This is a genomic window from Streptomyces chromofuscus (assembly GCF_015160875.1).
Lineage (GTDB): Bacteria > Actinomycetota > Actinomycetes > Streptomycetales > Streptomycetaceae > Streptomyces > Streptomyces chromofuscus.
The window spans coordinates 2,324,365-2,339,342 of the sequence record NZ_CP063374.1; the positions used below are offsets into that span (position 1 = coordinate 2,324,365).

Below are 14,978 nucleotides of genomic sequence, written 5' to 3' on the forward strand. Positions count from 1 at the left end.
ATGGGACTGCTGGACATCCTGCTCGGTCGTACGAAGGCGGTGACGCCCGACCTCGACCAGTTGTTCGCGCTGCCCTCGGCGGCGGTGACGCTGCAGGCGGCGGCGTCCTTCACACCGACCGGGCACGGCGCGGTGTGCTTCGCGACGGTCGAGGGGGCCGCGTTCGACCAGACGCACCGGGAGGTGCGGGCGCTGCTGGACGCGGACACCGAGCGGACCGGGCCGCCGGTGGAGCTGGAGCAGGACGCGTACGGGTACTCCTGGCTGGTGTCCCGCCGCGCCCCGGACGAGCTGCCGCTGCTGGTCAACGACCTGCACGCGGTGAACGACTCCATGGAGATCAACGGTTTCGGCCCGCAACTGCTGTGCTCGCTGGCGGGCTTCCGGGATCCCTCGGGACGACGTCTGGCGCTGGTCTATCTGTACAAGCGCGGCACGTTCTACCCGTTCGCGCCGCTGCCCGGTGCGGGGCAGCGGCGCGACAACGCGCTGGAACTCCAGGTCAAGGCCGCGCTGGCCGGTGATCTGCGGATCGAGCAGGACCTGGGGCGGTGGTTCCCGGTGTGGGGCGCACCGGGGCTGTGATCCCGTCCTACTTGGCCCGCTCCCGCTGCTGACGGCGGGCCTCCAGCGGACGCTCCCGACGGTAGCGGCGCTCCCACTTGGCCTGCTGGTCGCGGCGCTCCCGGTATGCCTGGTAGGACGCGGGCGGGGGCGGGGGCGGAGTAGGGGTCGAGGGGGTGGAGGACGCGTCGCGCCCGTACTGCGCGTAGAGGAAGAGCAGGGCGACGGCGGCGAGCCAGTAGAGGTGGTTTCCGAATCCCAGGACGACCAGGACGACCGTCCCGGAGATGACGATGGTGCCCATGACGGGACTCCCTGGGAGGTGGATGTGCGGTGCGACGAGCGTAGCGCCGGGGGTGTCGGGGGCCGCATCTCATTTTCTGCGGCCGGACGCTCCCGCGACGCCAATTGTTGCGGCCGAGGGCGGCGCACCGTGAGTGAATGACGTCATGAGCGACCTCCCGCCCTCCTCCGAGTTCGACGACTTCACCGACGCGACCGATTCCACCGGCTCCCACGACCTGGGCCTACGAGGGCGTGCGGTGCTCGCCGTGCCGGGCACGGACGCGGTCGTCCCGTCGGCGGTGAGGGAGGCGGTCCAGGACGCCCTGGCCACCCGCGCCCGGTACACCCGTTTCGAACTGCCGGCCGACCACTCACCGGGCCTGTGGAGGGGTACGTCGTCGAGGGCGACGCCGAGTCGGTGACCGGGCCCGTCGAGCCGTGGGCCGCGCTGCTGCCCGCTCTCGACCCCACGGCGGTGGGCCGGCAGCAGCGCGACTGGTTCCTCTCCCCCGAGCTGCGGCCCGCCCTGTTCGACCGCAGCGGCGACGTCGGGCCGACGGGGAGATCGTCTGGCGGGCGCTGGAGGAGGAGGGCGTGGGGCGGGAGGCGCCGGCGGCGATCGAGTGGAGGCGGCACGACTGCGCCAGTGGGTGAGGGCCATACGGATCACACCACGCTTCCGGACGCCGCCGGAGCGGGAGTTGGCGGCGGGGTGAGGGGGCGCGGCGCTTCGGGACGTCGGGCCTCGGGCGTCCAGCGGACCGGCCGTCATGCCTGGTCAGGACGGTGAGGGTCGGCGTCGGCCGCCGCGCGAACACGCCGCGCGTACACGCCGGGCGAGGACGGGCGGCGTGCGGACGGGGTGGCGAGGCCGGCGCCGGGCGTCGTCGTGGACGGACGGCGCCCGGCGCCACGGATCAGCGGGTGTACCGCAGCAGCGCCCGCACCATGTGACACGTCGTGTCGGACGGCGGGTGGACGCCGATGAGCTCCGCGGTGCTGCGGATCGTCTTGTTGCGCGCCTGGTTCGGCACGTACACCCCCGAGTCGAGCAGCGCGATCGCAAGGCGCAGGGCCTTGAGCCGGCGGTTGTGCGAGATGTACCACTCACGCGGACGCCCCGGCGGCAACGGCCGCTTCTCCACGGGTGCGTAGGGAAGGTCGAGCAGGACGGGGCGCTTCGCGGTGGACTGGGTCGGCAGCGGCTTCGGCTTCAGTGCGGCAGCGGGCACGGGCATCCTCCTGTCGCGGTCGGGGCGTCGGCCGGACACCCCGGCGACACCCTCGAACACTGCTTCTATTCTACTGGCCCCCACTGACAAAAGCCCCTGGCCACAAGGGCTTTCGGGGGTGCAGTGACACACGTGGAAGACGAGTTTTCCGGGGCCCTCCCGGCGTACCGTGGCGGCATGGAGATCTGGATCAACCCCGCCTGCTCGAAGTGCCGCAGCGCCGTGAAACTGCTCGACGCCGAGGGTGCCGACTACACCGTCCGCCGCTATCTGGAGGACGTACCGACCGAGGACGAGATCCGCGCCGTGCTCGACCGACTGGGCCTGGAACCCTGGGACATCACACGGACCCAGGAGGCCGTCGCCAAGGAGCTCGGCCTGAAGGAGTGGCCGCGCGACGCCACCACGCGCGACCGCTGGGTGACGGCCCTCGCCGAACACCCCAGGCTCATCCAGCGGCCCATCATCACCGCGGACGACGGCACGGCGGTCGTCGCCCGCACCGACGAGGCCGTGCGGGACGCGCTGTCCCGCTAGCACCTTCCGTGTGACGCAGGTTACTTGCCGATACTTCCGTAACCACTGAGTAACCCCGTTCGGGATCTCGTACATAGCGGCGTACGCTCCCCTACCTCCCAGGAGGCGCGCATGTCGCGCAGGAGAACTCTCAGCACGAGGAAGAAGCTGGCCCTGCTGGTCAGCGCGGCGTCGGTGGCGGGCGGTGGCGCCTTCGTCATGGCGAGCACGTCGAACGCCGCGCAGTCCGCGGCGGACTCGACGGTCTGCCAGGGGCTCGCCACCGCCCTCGGCAACAACCAGCGGTTCATCGAGGGCCAGCGGGCCAACCCGGACGCGCAGTCCGCGGCCCGGATCGCCAACCGCGAGGCCGTCATCGCCCAGATCCAGCGTCAGCAGGAAGCGTCCGGATGCGAGGTCGGGGAGTCGGCTCAGGGCTCCCAGACGGCGCAGCCCGGACAGGGCGCGGGCGCGGGACAGCAGGGCGCCGACCAGCAGGCCGGAGGCGGCGGCGCCGGGCAGTCCGCACCGCCCTCCGCGCCCGCCGCCCCGGGCGACGGCGGTGGCGCCGCCACCGGGGAGCAGGTCTGCAACGGCTCCACCGTGACCCTCTCCGGCGAGGGCGGTGCCCCGGCCGCGTCGAGCAACCAGTTCCCGGCGGGGACGAAGCTGAAGGTCACCAACCTGGACAACAACAAGTCCACGACGGTGGAGGTCACGTCGGTCTCCGGCAGCTGTGTCCTGCTCAACAACGCGGCCTTCGAACAGGTCCGGGAGCCCGGCAAGTTCCTGATCCGCCGGGCCGTGATCGAGAAGGTGGGGTGAGGCTCGGCAGTCCGGGAAACGGATGAGGCGGCGGCCCGGTTCGGGCGGTGCGGCATGCGGCAAGGCGTGGTGCGAGACGTCCGGCAGCACGGCGGTCGCGACCCACGGCAGCAGCGCACCGGCCCCGGCAGCCACCTCGTCCGCGACGCGCGTCCCCCTCGGCCGGGCGAGACCCGGCCCCTGGGGAAGGGTCCTGCTGTTCGCGGCCACGAGCAGCAGGACCGGCACGTCCGGACCGCGCCGAGGCAGGCGGCCGCCTCCTGCAGGCGTAGCCGCCGGTCGGGGTCCGACGGGACGCCCCCGCAGCTCCGTACCCAGGCGGACCGGCAACCGTCACTACCTGCCCCGTCGCAGCGGACCGGTCACCATCCCCCCCAACCCCATCGCATACGAGTCGCCCCACCACCCCCCGCCGCCGCGTGCACGAACGCGCGATCGCGTCGGTTCTGCGCACGCGGCGCGGCCTCACAGCGTGAGGCGGGCCACAGTACGACCAGGTAACACGGGGTTCACAAACGGGCAATGATCGGGAAATCGCCTGTTGACAGGCTGCCGGGCAGGCAGAACGCGGCGCCCGGTGCCGCAGCGCCGCAGCACCCGCAAGCGCGCCCAGACCCACCCCCGAAGGATGTGGCCCGTGACCTTCAAGGCTGAGTACATCTGGATCGACGGCACCGAGCCGACGGCCAAGCTTCGTTCCAAGACGAAGATCCTGGCCGACGCGGCCAAGGGCGCCGAGCTGCCGATCTGGGGCTTCGACGGGTCCTCCACCAACCAGGCCGAGGGCCACGCGTCGGACTGTGTGCTGAAGCCGGTCTTCTCCTGCCCGGACCCGATCCGCGGCGGTGACGACGTCCTGGTCCTGTGCGAGGTCCTCAACACGGACATGACCCCGCACCCGTCCAACACGCGTGCCGCGCTGGCCGAGGTCGCCGAGAAGTTCGCCGCGCAGGAGCCGATCTTCGGCATCGAGCAGGAGTACACCTTCTTCGACGGCTCCCGCCCGCTCGGCTTCCCCGAGGGCGGCTTCCCGGCCCCGCAGGGCGGCTACTACTGCGGTGTCGGCGCCGACGAGATCTTCGGCCGCGAGATCGTCGAGGCCCACCTGGAGAACTGCCTGAAGGCGGGCCTGGGCCTGTCCGGCATCAACGCCGAGGTCATGCCCGGCCAGTGGGAGTTCCAGGTCGGCCCGCTCGCCCCGCTGGAGGTCTCCGACCAGCTGTGGGTGGCCCGCTGGCTGCTCTACCGCACCGCCGAGGACTTCGGCGTCTCCGCCACCCTCGACCCCAAGCCGGTCAAGGGCGACTGGAACGGCGCCGGTGCGCACACCAACTTCTCGACGAAGGCGATGCGCGAGGGCTACGACGCGATCATCACCGCCTGCGAGGCACTCGGCGAGGGCTCCAAGCCGCTCGACCACGTCAAGAACTACGGCGCCGGCATCGACGACCGTCTGACGGGTCTGCACGAGACCGCCCCGTGGGACAAGTTCTCCTACGGCGTCTCCAACCGCGGCGCCTCGGTCCGTATCCCGTGGCAGGTCGAGAAGGACGGCAAGGGCTACATCGAGGACCGTCGCCCGAACGCCAACGTCGACCCCTACGTGGTGACCCGCCTGCTGGTCGACACCTGCTGCTCCGCCCTGGAGAAGGCCGGCCAGGTCTGATCCGCGCGACTCGATCGGAGGGCGCCCACCGACTCGGTGGGCGCCCTCCCGCGTGCGGGACGACCTTTTTCGGCCAAGGGCGAGTCCGAGGGGTGAGAGAGGGGTCTGGTTCCGGGCGGGGGTCTGCTTCAATGGGGCCATGGTCGGCTTCCAGAAGTACTCCGCGACGGGTCGCCATGACCTCGAGCCCTTCTGGCCTTCCCGTCAGCACCACGACTTCGACCGGGTGTGTTGCCGCGCGACGACCGCGCCGGCCCTCTGACGCCGTACACACCGGCCCTCGGCCAGCGCGACACGGCAGCACGTCCCCCGACGGACCCCTCGCGCGAAAGAGCTGACCTCCCATGGCGACCCCTGGTTCCCTGTCCCGTTCCGCCTCCCGTCCCTTGCCCCCCGCCCCCGCCGCCGTTCCCCATCCCTCCCGGCACCGGCTGCGAGCCGTCGAACCGGACGACGTAAGAGGGGTGACGGACCTCCTTCCGCCGGGCGCGACCTGGCTGCCGGCACCGCAGGACACCCTGCCCTCGCTCCCCGGCCGGCCGCCGATGGTCGGATACCTGGTGCTCGTCCCCGCCGACCAGCAGCCGCCCTTCCTCCAGGTGGCGGTGGCCGACCGGCCGACGGCGGCGGAAACCCACGCCGACGCGGACACCGACACCGGCACCGGTTCGGACCCGCTCATCCGCATCGACGCCCTGCGCCGTACCGCCGAGGTGGCGGGGCGGGAACTCGACCTCACCTACCTGGAGTTCGAGCTGCTCGCCCACCTGGTCGCGCACCCGCACCGGGTGCACACCCGTGACCAGCTGGTCACCACGGTGTGGGGCTACGGGCACGTGGGCGACGGCCGCACCGTCGACGTCCACATCGCCCGCCTGCGCCGCAAGCTGGGCGCGGAACACCGGCAGGTGATCCTCACCGTCCGCCGGGTCGGCTACAAGTACGTTCCGCCGACGCGGGTCTGACCACCTGTCGGCACCGGTTCGGCCGCCTGCCGACGCCGACGCGCACGGCTCCACCCGCCGCCCGCGTCTGCCCTCGGCAGATCCCGCTTCCCCCGGCGCCCCGCCGCGGGCACAGTCAGCCGCATGAGACTGCTGATGCTGGGTGGTACGGAGTTCGCGGGCCGGGCCGTCGTGGAGGCCGCCCTCGGGCGGGGCTGGGACGTCACCGTCTTCCACCGGGGGAAGCACGCCGCCCCGCCCGGCGTGCGGGAGGTGCTGGGCGACCGCACCGCGCCCGGCGGACTGGTCGGGCTGGAGGCCGGCGACTGGGACGCCGTCGTCGACACCTGGTCGGCAGCGCCCCGGGCGGTGCGGGACGCGGCGCGGCTGCTGCGGGGCCGCGCCGGCCGGTACGCGTACGTGTCGAGCTGCTCCGTGTACGCCTGGGCCCCGCCCGCCGGTTACACCGAGGACGCGCCCCTGGTCGACGGCGCCGAGGCCGGCGCGGACCACACCGACTACGCCCGCGACAAGCGGGGCGGCGAGCTGGCCGCCGTCGAGGCCTTCGGCGCGGAGCGCTCGCTGCTGGTGCGGTCCGGGCTGCTGCTCGGGCCCTACGAGAACGTCGGCCGCCTGCCCTGGTGGCTGAACCGCGTCGCCCGTGGCGGGCCGGTGCCGGCGCCGGGTCCGCGGGAGCTGCCGGTTCAGTTCCTCGACGTCCGCGATCTCGCCGAATGGATTCTGGACGCGGTGGAGCGGGAGCGCGGCGGACCGTACAACCTGAACGGTCCCCGCGGGCACACCACCATGGGCGAGCTGCTGCGGGCCTGCGTGCGGGTGACCGGCGGCGCGGCGCGGCTGCGCTGGACCGAGCCCGAGCGTGTGCTGGAGGCGGGGATCGAGCCGTGGAGCCAGTTGCCGGTGTGGGTGCCGCCGGGCAGCGAGCTGCACGACGCCCTGCACGGCGCGGACGTGTCCCGGGCGCTCGCCGCGGGACTGCGCTGCCGGCCGGCCGACGAGACCGTGGCCGACACCTGGCGGTGGCTGCGAGACATCGGCGGAACGGCCCCGCAGCGGCCGGACCGGCCCCCGGTGGGCCTGGAGGCGGAACTGGAGGCGAGGCTGCTCGCGGGCGACGGAGACGTACTGGAGGGTGAAGGCGCACCGGGTGGATGAGAAGTACCGGGGGTTGAGGCGTACCCAGCCACGGAGACGTACCGAGCGGTGAAGGCGCACCGAGCGGCGGAGACATACCGAACGGCGCAGGCACACCAACCGGCGGAGACATACCGAACGGCGCAGGCACACCAACCGGCGGAGGCGTACCGGGCGGCGGGGGTGTACCTGGCGACACCCCTGACCGGGGCCCCGGCCCCGTGACCCCCGCACTCCCGCTGCACCAGACTGACGCCATGACCATCGAGACCAGCGGCATCACAGGCGGCGGCACGGGGCGGACGCGCGGGATCGCGCGGGCCGCGGTGCGGGGGCTCGCGCTGGCACTGGTGTCCCTCCCGGGCGCGGTGCTCTGCCTGACCCTCTCCGCCGTGTCCATCGCGTTGATACCGATCGGCGTCGGCATCGTCACCACCCCGTGGGTCCTCCGGGGCGTAAGGGTGTTCGCGGATTGGCGGCGGCTGCTGGCGGCGCAGTGGGGCGGCGTGCGGATCCCTCCGTCGTACCGGCCGCTGCCGAAGGACGCCAATCCCTGGGCGCGCACCTTCGGGATGCTGGCGGATCCGGCGACCTGGCGCGATCTGCGGTGGCTGCCGGTGGACATGACGGCCGGCTTCCTCACCGCGCTGCTGCCGACCGTGCTGCTGCTCTACCCGGTGGAGGGGTTCGCGCTGGCGATCGGGCTGTGGCGGGTGTTTCCGGACGGCTACTGGTACGGGTTCGTGCCGGTGACCGGGCAGGCCTCCGCGTTCGGCGCCGCGGCCCTGGCCGCCGTCCTGCTGCTGTTCGGGCACCATTTCGCGCCCCGTCTGCTGGCCGCGCACTTCGCGCTCACCCGGGCCGTGCTGGGCTCCTCGCAGGGGGAGCTGGCCGAGCGGGTGCGGGTGCTGACCGAGACCCGGCAGGTCGCCGTGGACGCATCGGCCGCCGAACTGCGCCGCATCGAACGGGACCTGCACGACGGGGCACAGGCCCGGCTGGTCGCGATGGGCATGGACCTGGGCACCGTCGAGATGCTGCTGGACAAGGACCCGGCGAAGGCGAAGGAGCTGCTCGCCCAGGCCCGCCGGTCCTCCGCCGACGCCCTGGCCGAGCTGCGCGACCTGGTGCGCGGCATCCACCCTCCGGTGCTCGCCGAACGCGGTCTCGGTGACGCCGTAAGGGCGCTGGCGCTTCGGCTGCCGGTCGCCACCGAGGTGACGGTGGAGCTGGACGGGCGGGCGCAGCCGCCGGTGGAGTCGGCGGCGTACTTCGCGGTCAGCGAGGTGCTCACCAACGCCGTCAAGCACGCGGACGCCGACCGGATCTGGGTCGACCTGCACCACACCGACGGAATGCTGCGGATCGCGGTGACCGACAACGGCAGGGGCGGCGCGGTCATCGGCGCGGGTTCGGGGCTGGCCGGGGTGGAGCGGCGGCTCGGTACATTCGACGGCGTCCTGGCCGTCAGCTCTCCGGCGGGCGGCCCCACCATGGTCACCCTGGAGATCCCGTGCGCGTTGTCCTAGCCGAAGACCTGTTCCTGCTGCGCGACGGGCTGGTCCGGCTGCTCCGGGCCTACGACTTCGAGATCGCCGCGGCCGTGGAGAGCGGGCCCGAGCTGGACCGGGCGCTGACCGAGCTGAAGCCGGACGTGGCGGTGGTGGACGTACGGCTGCCGCCCACGCACACCGACGAGGGCCTGCAGTGCGCGCTGCGGGCCCGCCGGGACAGGCCGGGGCTGCCGGTGCTGGTGCTCTCGCAGCACGTGGAGCAGCTGTACGCGCGTGAGCTGCTCGCCGACGGCAGCGGCGGGGTGGGGTACCTGCTGAAGGACCGGGTGTTCGACGCGGACCATTTCGTGGACGCCGTACGACGGGTCGCGGCGGGCGGTACGGCGATGGATCCGCAGGTCATCCAGCAGCTGCTGGCCCGGCGGGCGGCCGACGACCGGCCGCTGGCCCGGCTCACACCGCGTGAGCTGGAGGTGCTGGAGCTGATGGCGCAGGGGCGGTCCAACGCGGCGATCGCGACGCACCTGGTGGTGACGGAACGGGCGATCGCCAAGCACACCTCCAACATCTTCGCCAAACTGGGCCTGGAGGTGTCCGACGACGACAACCGTCGCGTCCTGGCGGTTCTCGCGTATCTCGACCACGGTCGCTGAAAACGGACCCGCTCGCTCACCGGCCGTGGGGGAATAGCAACTACCGGTATTTCAGGGGCGGTTGAGTCCACAGACCCCGCACGAATTCCGCATCGATTTCCGGGACGGCTGAACACCCGTGGGACGGCCCGCGTACTTGAGGGAGCCGCTTCACTCCTGTCGGGCGCCTCGATGCTGCCCCGCAAGGAAGTCAGAGGAGTTCCATGGGACGCAACACACGAAAACGCCGTACGCCGCTGGCCACGAAGGCCATTGCCGCATCGGCGGCCCTAGCGCTCGGTGGGGGCGGGCTGATCTGGGCCAACTTCTATGCCTCGGCGCACGAGGAGAGCGACGGGTCGAACCGGACGACGGCGACCGCGGCCCAGGTGGCCACGATCGACTGCCCCGACGTCGGCCAGCAGCTCTCCCAGGTGCCGGACCAGGCCCGTGGGGAGGTGGACGGCGAACTGGCGACGCTGGACCAGCAGATCACCGAGGCCTACCAGCGGCTCGCGACCACGCGCGACGCGCAGGCCGGGGACGGCAGTTACGTCCAGAACACCATCCTCGGGCCGCTCGAGGACCGGCGGCAGGTGATCATCGACCGGATCCAGCTGGAGATCAACCGGGCCGGCGGCAGCGCCCCCGAGCAGCTGGACAGCCTCTCCCCCTGCACCGGCAAGCCCGCCGAGACCACCGACGGCGAGCAGGACCAGGCCGGTGACGGCCAGCAGGACGGCGGAGACCAGGCCGGTGACGGCCAGCAGGACGGCGGAGATGCCGGTGACGGCCAGAACGGCGACGGCCAGCAGGACGGCAACGGCGGCCAGGCCGGCAACGGCCCGGTGGCCGCGGACTTCCAGGACATCACCACCGTCCAGCCGAACTCCCGCAACCTGCCGAACGGGCTCGCCGCCAACGGCCGCGGCGGTTCGCGGGGCAGCTTCACCACGAAGTGCGGCACGAACTCGAACGACAACCACAACACGGACAACGTGATCGTCGCCCCGGGTGTCACCAACGGCGCCCACCACCTGCACGACTACGTCGGCAACCAGAGCAACGACGCGTTCGCCAGTGACGACGACCTGGCGGCGGCCCAGACCACCTGCCAGAACCAGGGCGACAAGTCGTCGTACTTCTGGCCGGTGCTGCGGCTGCAGGACGGCTCCCAGGACTTCGACCAGAACAACGCCGGCGGCGGCACCGAGGGCAACGTGGGGCGGATCCTGGAGCCCAAGGTGGCCCAGCTGAAGTTCGTCGGCAACAGGACGGGCCCCGTCGTCGCGATGCCGCGGGCGCTGCGCATCATCACCGGTGACGCCAAGGCCTTCGTCAACGGCCTCGCGAACGCCAACACCGCGTGGACGTGCACCGGCTTCGAGGACCGCCAGCTGACGGACAAGTACCCGCTGTGCCCCGAGGGCAGCGACGTGGTGCGGCTGTCGAAGTTCCAGAGCTGCTGGGACGGCCAGAACATCGACAGCGCCAACCACCGCACCCACGTGGCGTTCGTCCAGCCCGACGGCACCTGCCCCAGCGGCTTCCAGGCCATCCCGCAGCTCCAGGTCCGGCTGGTCTACGAGGTGCCGACCCCGACGATCGAGAACGGGGTCGTGCAGAACCCGTTCGCGGTGGACACCTTCCCGGAGCAGCTGCACAAGCCGATCACCGACCACAACGACTTCATCAACTTCTTCTCCGAGCGGCTGATGAACAAGATGGTCAACTGCATCAACACCGGTCGCCGGTGCGCGTAGACGCGGCACCGGGCTGACCGAACCGGCGGTGGGACTGCTCCCACCGCCGGTTCCGTGTGTGCGGGGCTCAGTGGGCGGAGTGCGTCGCCCCGCCGGACTTCTCGTGCCCGGAGTGGTCGACGCCCTCCTCGATGTCCCCGCCGAGCGTGGTCTGCAACGCCCGCACCACCGGGGTGTCGCCGACGGCGACCCACTTGCGGCCGACCAGGTAGTGACCGCCGTAGTCCTTCGCCCCGTTGATCCACTCCCGCTGCCCCCGGTCGGTGGCGAAGGTGGCGAGGACGAACCTGCCGTCGGTGTTCTCGCACAGGGCCTGCCGGATCTCGTCCTCGTCCGTCTGCATGTCCGGCTCGCACCTGACCTCGGCGGCCAGGTGCTCCAGACTCCCGGTCGCCGTCTCCGGCACGGCCGCCCGGTCGCCGTCGGAGCCGCAGCCCGCCAGTGCCAGCACCGTCACGGCACCGCTCACGGCGAGCATCGGTCGGGTCCACCTCATCAGTTCCTCCGGTCGGTCATGGAGCCGGCGCCCTTGCGCCTCAGTTCGATACGGCTCCGGCCGGCGCCGTGCTCAATGCGCGTTCGTCAACCCGCCGAGCCGATCCACCCGTGCGGCGGTGACCAATCGCCCATTCGCTCGTTCTGCTGAACGTGCAGTCACAGGATGTCGCCCCGCGCCCCACGTCTTCCGCTTCCGCCCCGGTCGTCGACGTCGAGCAGGCCGAGGCCGCGCTCGTCGAGCACTATCCGCGGCTGGTCCGCCTCGCCTACCTGGTGCTGCCGCCCGGCCTGGGCCGCAACCGCCGCGTCCTGACCGCGCACGCCCTCACCCAGCGCGCTCTGCCCCGCGGCCGCGCCACGGCGTCCGTCATCCCGGCCCAGTCCACCGGCCGCGACGGCGACCCGGGCTACGCCTTCGTGCGCCTCCACGTGCTGCGAACGTCGCTGGAGGCGGGACTGCCGCTCAGGCGCAAGGCGTGGCCCAAGCGGTCCCAGCTGCCGCCGCTGCTCCCCCAGGTGTGGGGCCTGCGCCTGTTCCCGCGCTCGGGCGGCGCCGACGAGCTCGCCCTGGACCAGCGCCTGTCCGCACTGTCCGCCCCCGCCCGCGCCGCCTACGTCCTGCGCGGCCTGGAACGGCTCCCCGACAGCGACGTGCACCAGGTGCTGCGCACCGCCGGCGTCGCCGACCCGGACGCCGCGCTCCAGGAGGCCGACGGCGTCCCGGTGCAGTACACGCTGCTCGACTCCCCCGAGTTCGACCCCTGCTCGCTGCAGGCCAGGCCCACCGACCTGATGCGCCGCCGCCAGCACCTGAAGGCCGCGCTCGCCGCCGCCGCGGCCCTCGGCGTGTGCGGGGCGCTGCTCGGCCTCCCGGGCGACGGCTGGGGACCCGACGGCGCCGCCGCTCCGCCGTACGCGCAGAACCCGGCGGCCCAGGCGGCCCTCGACCCGAGCAGGCTGGTGAAGGTCTCCCCCACCGCCTGGCAGTCCGCCTCGCGCACCGACTTCTCCGTCTGGCCCGCCCGCGGCGACCTCACCACGGACCGCGCGCTGCTGCGCCGCGCGCTCGCCGTGTGGGCCCGCCCCGGCGAGACGGTCCAGGTCTCGGCGACCCCCGGCACGCCGTCCGGCGGCCCGGCGGGCCCGCCCCAGCTGCTCTACGCCGGGAACGTCGACAACGCGCGCGTGGTGATCCTCCACGACGGCTGGCGCATCGCCCGCTACGCCGAACCGAAGGACGGCACGGCCGGCGCCGCCCTCGACTTCGCCCGTGCCGACGGCGCGAGCCGCGTCGAGGCGAACGCGGTGGTGCTGAACCGGACCGACGGCAACGTCCGCTACCTGACCGCGCCCTGGGTGAGGAAGACGGCCGAGCGGGACCTGCTGAAGCCGGCCTCCGGCGCGATGGACCTCACCCTCCGCGACGGCGTCACCGCACCGCTGGCCAGCCCCGTCACCCAGACCGGCACCTGCACCTCCTGGAACGTCCTGCAGATCACCGACGACTCCGGCACGCGGCTGATGAGCGACCTCGGCGAGCTGGTCCCCGCGCGCCTCACCACCGGCCGCCCGGGCGGGACGCACGACGCGTCCGGCGCGGAGGCGCTGCGCACCTGGGCGCCGTTCGGCTGCTCGCTGGCCGACCAGCGCGGGCACGGCGTACGGTCGGTGAACGCCTGGCAGTACGCCGAGCAGCCGCTGCCCGACGACGGCGGCACGGCGGCATGGGTGTGCACGCGCGGGGAGACCTGGCGCGGCGGCGGCGAGCGGGTGCTGGCCCAGTTCCACACGCCGGGCGGGAAGTACGGGGCGGTCGCGGCGAAGGCCGAGAACGTGGCGGCGTGCGGGGCTCGCGATCCGCACGTGCTGGCCGGGGTGCTCTGGAAGTCCGGGGCGGGCTCCTGGTATCTGCTGGCGGCGGGCAGCCGGGACACCACGTCGGTCAGCGCGACGGGCGGGGTGGCGCAGACCGCGCAGGGCAACCTGCTGGCCGCGAAGGCGAAGCAGGGCGCGCGGGCGGAGCTGAAGGGGACCCTGACGGACGGACGGACGATCGACAGCCTGCGCTAGCGGATGCCGTGCGGCCGGACTCCCGTATCCGTACTCGCCGCCGTGCGGGCCGGGTCGCCGAACACCGCGAAGCGAACGACTCGTCCCGGACATGTGATCAGTCCGCTGAACATCACTGATCAGTCCGGTCCGTTCGAGGCTGGATTCGATCGGTAAGGTGTTCGTATGTCTACCGGGGTTCGCCGCAGGATGGGTGTCGAGGAGCGGCGGCAGCAGCTGATCGGCGTCGCCCTCGAACTGTTCAGCCGCCGTTCTCCCGACGAGGTCTCCGTCGACGAGATAGCGTCCGCAGCGGGCATCTCGCGTCCGCTGGTGTACCACTACTTCCCCGGCAAACTCAGCCTGTACGAGGCCGCATTGCAGCGGGCCGCGGACGATCTGGCGGGCCGGTTCGTGGAACCCCACGAGGGCCCTCTCGGCGCCCGGCTGCTGCGCGTGATGCGCCGTTTCTTCGACTTCGTGGACGACCACGGCCCCGGATTCGCGGCGTTGATGCGCGGCGGCCCGGCGGTCGGTTCCTCGACGACCAACGCGCTCATCGACTCGGTACGGCAGGCCGCGTACGACCAGATCATGGCGCATCTCGGCGTCACGCGGGCGCCCGCGCGGCTCGAACTGGTCGTCCGCTCCTGGATCTCACTGGCCGAGTCCACCGCCCTGATCTGGCTGGACGGCCGGCGCATCCCGCGCGGCGAGCTGGAGACACAGCTCGTCCACGACTTCGCCGCGCTGGCCGCGGTGAGCGCGGCGTACGACGAGGAGACGGCCGCCCTGATCCGCCGGGCCCTGAAGGACGAACCGCCGACGGGCCCGTTCAGCGACCTCGCGGTCCGGCTGATCGCCCTGGCGTCGTAGGACTCGTCCGGCGGCTCAGGTTCCAGGACCTGCCGGTCGGCCCACGCCGCGGACGCCGGGTCTCAGCTGTCGAACTTGCGGTACGACGGGTCGAGGTCGCGGACCTCGGCGGAGGCGTGCAGGGTGCGGCCCTCGTGGGGCTTCACGTGCTGCCGCAGGAGGTCCAGTACGGCCTCGGTCAGCCGGGCCTTGGTGTCGTCGGTGCGGCCGGCCAGCAGTCCGAGCGTGACGTGCACGACCGCGTGCCCCTCGGTCTCGTCCCCGACCATGGTGTCCTCGGTCGGACGGAACTGCGTCTTGCACGCCGGCGGCTTCGCGGCGGCGATCTCGACCACCGTGCTGTGCAGGGCCCGCGCGAACGCGGGCCGCTCGAAGTCGTCCGCCAGGGACGCCGAGTAGTCGACGGTGATCTGCGGCATGGGTGCTCCTGTTCTGCGAGGACAGGAGCACCCTAACCGC

General features: G+C 72.5%; 16 protein-coding genes and 1 pseudogene. 13 read left to right on the forward strand and 4 right to left on the reverse strand.

What is annotated here, in order from left to right:
- Positions 1 to 585, forward strand: coding sequence for a PspA-associated protein PspAB (gene pspAB / locus IPT68_RS10440; protein ID WP_189696928.1), 585 nt, complete (start codon positions 1 to 3; stop codon positions 583 to 585).
- A gap of 7 nt (positions 586 to 592) precedes the next feature.
- Here the strand turns inward: pspAB and IPT68_RS10445 are convergent, their stop codons facing one another.
- A complete protein-coding gene (locus IPT68_RS10445; RefSeq protein WP_189696927.1) occupies positions 593 to 868 on the reverse strand; it encodes a hypothetical protein in 276 nt (91 codons plus the stop codon).
- A 145-nt stretch (positions 869 to 1,013) separates the two neighbouring features.
- Here IPT68_RS10445 and IPT68_RS34790 point away from each other — a divergent pair, with 145 nt between their 5' ends.
- Positions 1,014 to 1,271, forward strand: coding sequence for a hypothetical protein (locus IPT68_RS34790; protein WP_189697091.1), 258 nt, complete (start codon positions 1,014 to 1,016; stop codon positions 1,269 to 1,271).
- Positions 1,238 to 1,565: pseudogene (locus tag IPT68_RS10455) on the forward strand (DNA glycosylase AlkZ-like family protein); the annotation flags it as partial. The gene IPT68_RS34790 and the pseudogene IPT68_RS10455, both read left to right, overlap by 34 nt.
- Positions 1,566 to 1,766: 201 nt before the next feature.
- Here the strand turns inward: IPT68_RS10455 and IPT68_RS10460 are convergent.
- Complete coding sequence (locus IPT68_RS10460) at positions 1,767 to 2,081, reverse strand: hypothetical protein (RefSeq protein ID WP_189696926.1); 315 nt, start codon at positions 2,079 to 2,081, stop codon at positions 1,767 to 1,769.
- Positions 2,082 to 2,258: 177 nt separating this feature from the next.
- On the opposite strand from IPT68_RS10460, the gene IPT68_RS10465 reads away from it, so the two are divergent.
- The 8 genes from IPT68_RS10465 to IPT68_RS10500 all read left to right on the forward strand — a co-directional run bounded on the left by IPT68_RS10465 (position 2,259) and on the right by IPT68_RS10500 (position 11,096).
- Positions 2,259 to 2,618: an arsenate reductase family protein gene (locus IPT68_RS10465; protein ID WP_189696925.1), complete on the forward strand. Its 360-nt coding sequence runs from the start codon at positions 2,259 to 2,261 to the stop codon at positions 2,616 to 2,618.
- Between the two features lie 111 nt (positions 2,619 to 2,729).
- Positions 2,730 to 3,422 carry an RlpA-like double-psi beta-barrel domain-containing protein gene (locus IPT68_RS10470; RefSeq protein ID WP_189696924.1) on the forward strand — a complete coding sequence of 231 codons (693 nt, stop codon included), beginning with the start codon at positions 2,730 to 2,732 and terminating at the stop codon, positions 3,420 to 3,422.
- Positions 3,423 to 4,059: 637 nt separating this feature from the next.
- Positions 4,060 to 5,088: a glutamine synthetase gene (gene glnII, locus IPT68_RS10475; RefSeq protein WP_189696923.1), complete on the forward strand. Its 1,029-nt coding sequence runs from the start codon at positions 4,060 to 4,062 to the stop codon at positions 5,086 to 5,088.
- A 344-nt stretch (positions 5,089 to 5,432) separates the two neighbouring features.
- Positions 5,433 to 6,053, forward strand: coding sequence for a winged helix-turn-helix domain-containing protein (locus IPT68_RS10480; protein WP_189696922.1), 621 nt, complete (start codon positions 5,433 to 5,435; stop codon positions 6,051 to 6,053).
- A 123-nt stretch (positions 6,054 to 6,176) separates the two neighbouring features.
- Entirely contained in the window at positions 6,177 to 7,208 is a 1,032-nt protein-coding gene (locus IPT68_RS10485; RefSeq protein WP_189696921.1) for an NAD-dependent epimerase/dehydratase family protein, read from the forward strand.
- 236 nt (positions 7,209 to 7,444) lie between these two features.
- Entirely contained in the window at positions 7,445 to 8,716 is a 1,272-nt protein-coding gene (locus IPT68_RS10490; RefSeq protein ID WP_189696920.1) for a sensor histidine kinase, read from the forward strand.
- Positions 8,701 to 9,354, forward strand: coding sequence for a response regulator transcription factor (locus IPT68_RS10495; RefSeq protein ID WP_189696919.1), 654 nt, complete (start codon positions 8,701 to 8,703; stop codon positions 9,352 to 9,354). The genes IPT68_RS10490 and IPT68_RS10495 overlap by 16 nt, the downstream gene beginning before the upstream one ends.
- A gap of 203 nt (positions 9,355 to 9,557) precedes the next feature.
- On the forward strand, positions 9,558 to 11,096 hold the full coding sequence (locus IPT68_RS10500; protein ID WP_189696918.1) for a DUF1996 domain-containing protein: 1,539 nt from the start codon (positions 9,558 to 9,560) through the stop codon (positions 11,094 to 11,096).
- 67 nt (positions 11,097 to 11,163) lie between these two features.
- Here IPT68_RS10500 and IPT68_RS10505 read toward each other — a convergent pair whose 3' ends face one another.
- Positions 11,164 to 11,592, reverse strand: a complete 429-nt coding sequence (locus IPT68_RS10505) for a hypothetical protein (protein ID WP_189696917.1) — start codon at positions 11,590 to 11,592, stop codon at positions 11,164 to 11,166.
- A gap of 152 nt (positions 11,593 to 11,744) precedes the next feature.
- On the opposite strand from IPT68_RS10505, the gene IPT68_RS10510 reads away from it, so the two are divergent.
- Together IPT68_RS10510 and IPT68_RS10515 are read left to right on the forward strand one after the other, a co-directional pair.
- Positions 11,745 to 13,664, forward strand: coding sequence for a hypothetical protein (locus IPT68_RS10510; protein ID WP_189696916.1), 1,920 nt, complete (start codon positions 11,745 to 11,747; stop codon positions 13,662 to 13,664).
- A 165-nt stretch (positions 13,665 to 13,829) separates the two neighbouring features.
- Positions 13,830 to 14,519 carry a TetR/AcrR family transcriptional regulator gene (locus tag IPT68_RS10515; RefSeq protein ID WP_189696915.1) on the forward strand — a complete coding sequence of 230 codons (690 nt, stop codon included), beginning with the start codon at positions 13,830 to 13,832 and terminating at the stop codon, positions 14,517 to 14,519.
- A 62-nt stretch (positions 14,520 to 14,581) separates the two neighbouring features.
- Here IPT68_RS10515 and IPT68_RS10520 read toward each other — a convergent pair whose 3' ends face one another.
- Positions 14,582 to 14,938: a 5-carboxymethyl-2-hydroxymuconate Delta-isomerase gene (locus IPT68_RS10520; RefSeq protein WP_189696914.1), complete on the reverse strand. Its 357-nt coding sequence runs from the start codon at positions 14,936 to 14,938 to the stop codon at positions 14,582 to 14,584.
- Positions 14,939 to 14,978 lie beyond the last annotated feature (40 nt).

Coding starts and splice junctions, on each gene's coding strand:
- pspAB (WP_189696928.1), top strand. CDS start 1: ATGGGACTGCTGGACATCCTGCTCGGTCGTACGAAGGCGGTGACGCCC.
- IPT68_RS10480 (WP_189696922.1), top strand. CDS start 5,433: ATGGCGACCCCTGGTTCCCTGTCCCGTTCCGCCTCCCGTCCCTTGCCC.
- IPT68_RS10520 (WP_189696914.1), bottom strand. CDS start 14,938: ATGCCGCAGATCACCGTCGACTACTCGGCGTCCCTGGCGGACGACTTC.
- IPT68_RS10470 (WP_189696924.1), top strand. CDS start 2,730: ATGTCGCGCAGGAGAACTCTCAGCACGAGGAAGAAGCTGGCCCTGCTG.
- IPT68_RS10515 (WP_189696915.1), top strand. CDS start 13,830: ATGTCTACCGGGGTTCGCCGCAGGATGGGTGTCGAGGAGCGGCGGCAG.
- IPT68_RS10485 (WP_189696921.1), top strand. CDS start 6,177: ATGAGACTGCTGATGCTGGGTGGTACGGAGTTCGCGGGCCGGGCCGTC.
- IPT68_RS34790 (WP_189697091.1), top strand. CDS start 1,014: ATGAGCGACCTCCCGCCCTCCTCCGAGTTCGACGACTTCACCGACGCG.
- IPT68_RS10490 (WP_189696920.1), top strand. CDS start 7,445: ATGACCATCGAGACCAGCGGCATCACAGGCGGCGGCACGGGGCGGACG.
- IPT68_RS10505 (WP_189696917.1), bottom strand. CDS start 11,592: ATGAGGTGGACCCGACCGATGCTCGCCGTGAGCGGTGCCGTGACGGTG.
- IPT68_RS10500 (WP_189696918.1), top strand. CDS start 9,558: ATGGGACGCAACACACGAAAACGCCGTACGCCGCTGGCCACGAAGGCC.
- IPT68_RS10445 (WP_189696927.1), bottom strand. CDS start 868: ATGGGCACCATCGTCATCTCCGGGACGGTCGTCCTGGTCGTCCTGGGA.
- IPT68_RS10465 (WP_189696925.1), top strand. CDS start 2,259: ATGGAGATCTGGATCAACCCCGCCTGCTCGAAGTGCCGCAGCGCCGTG.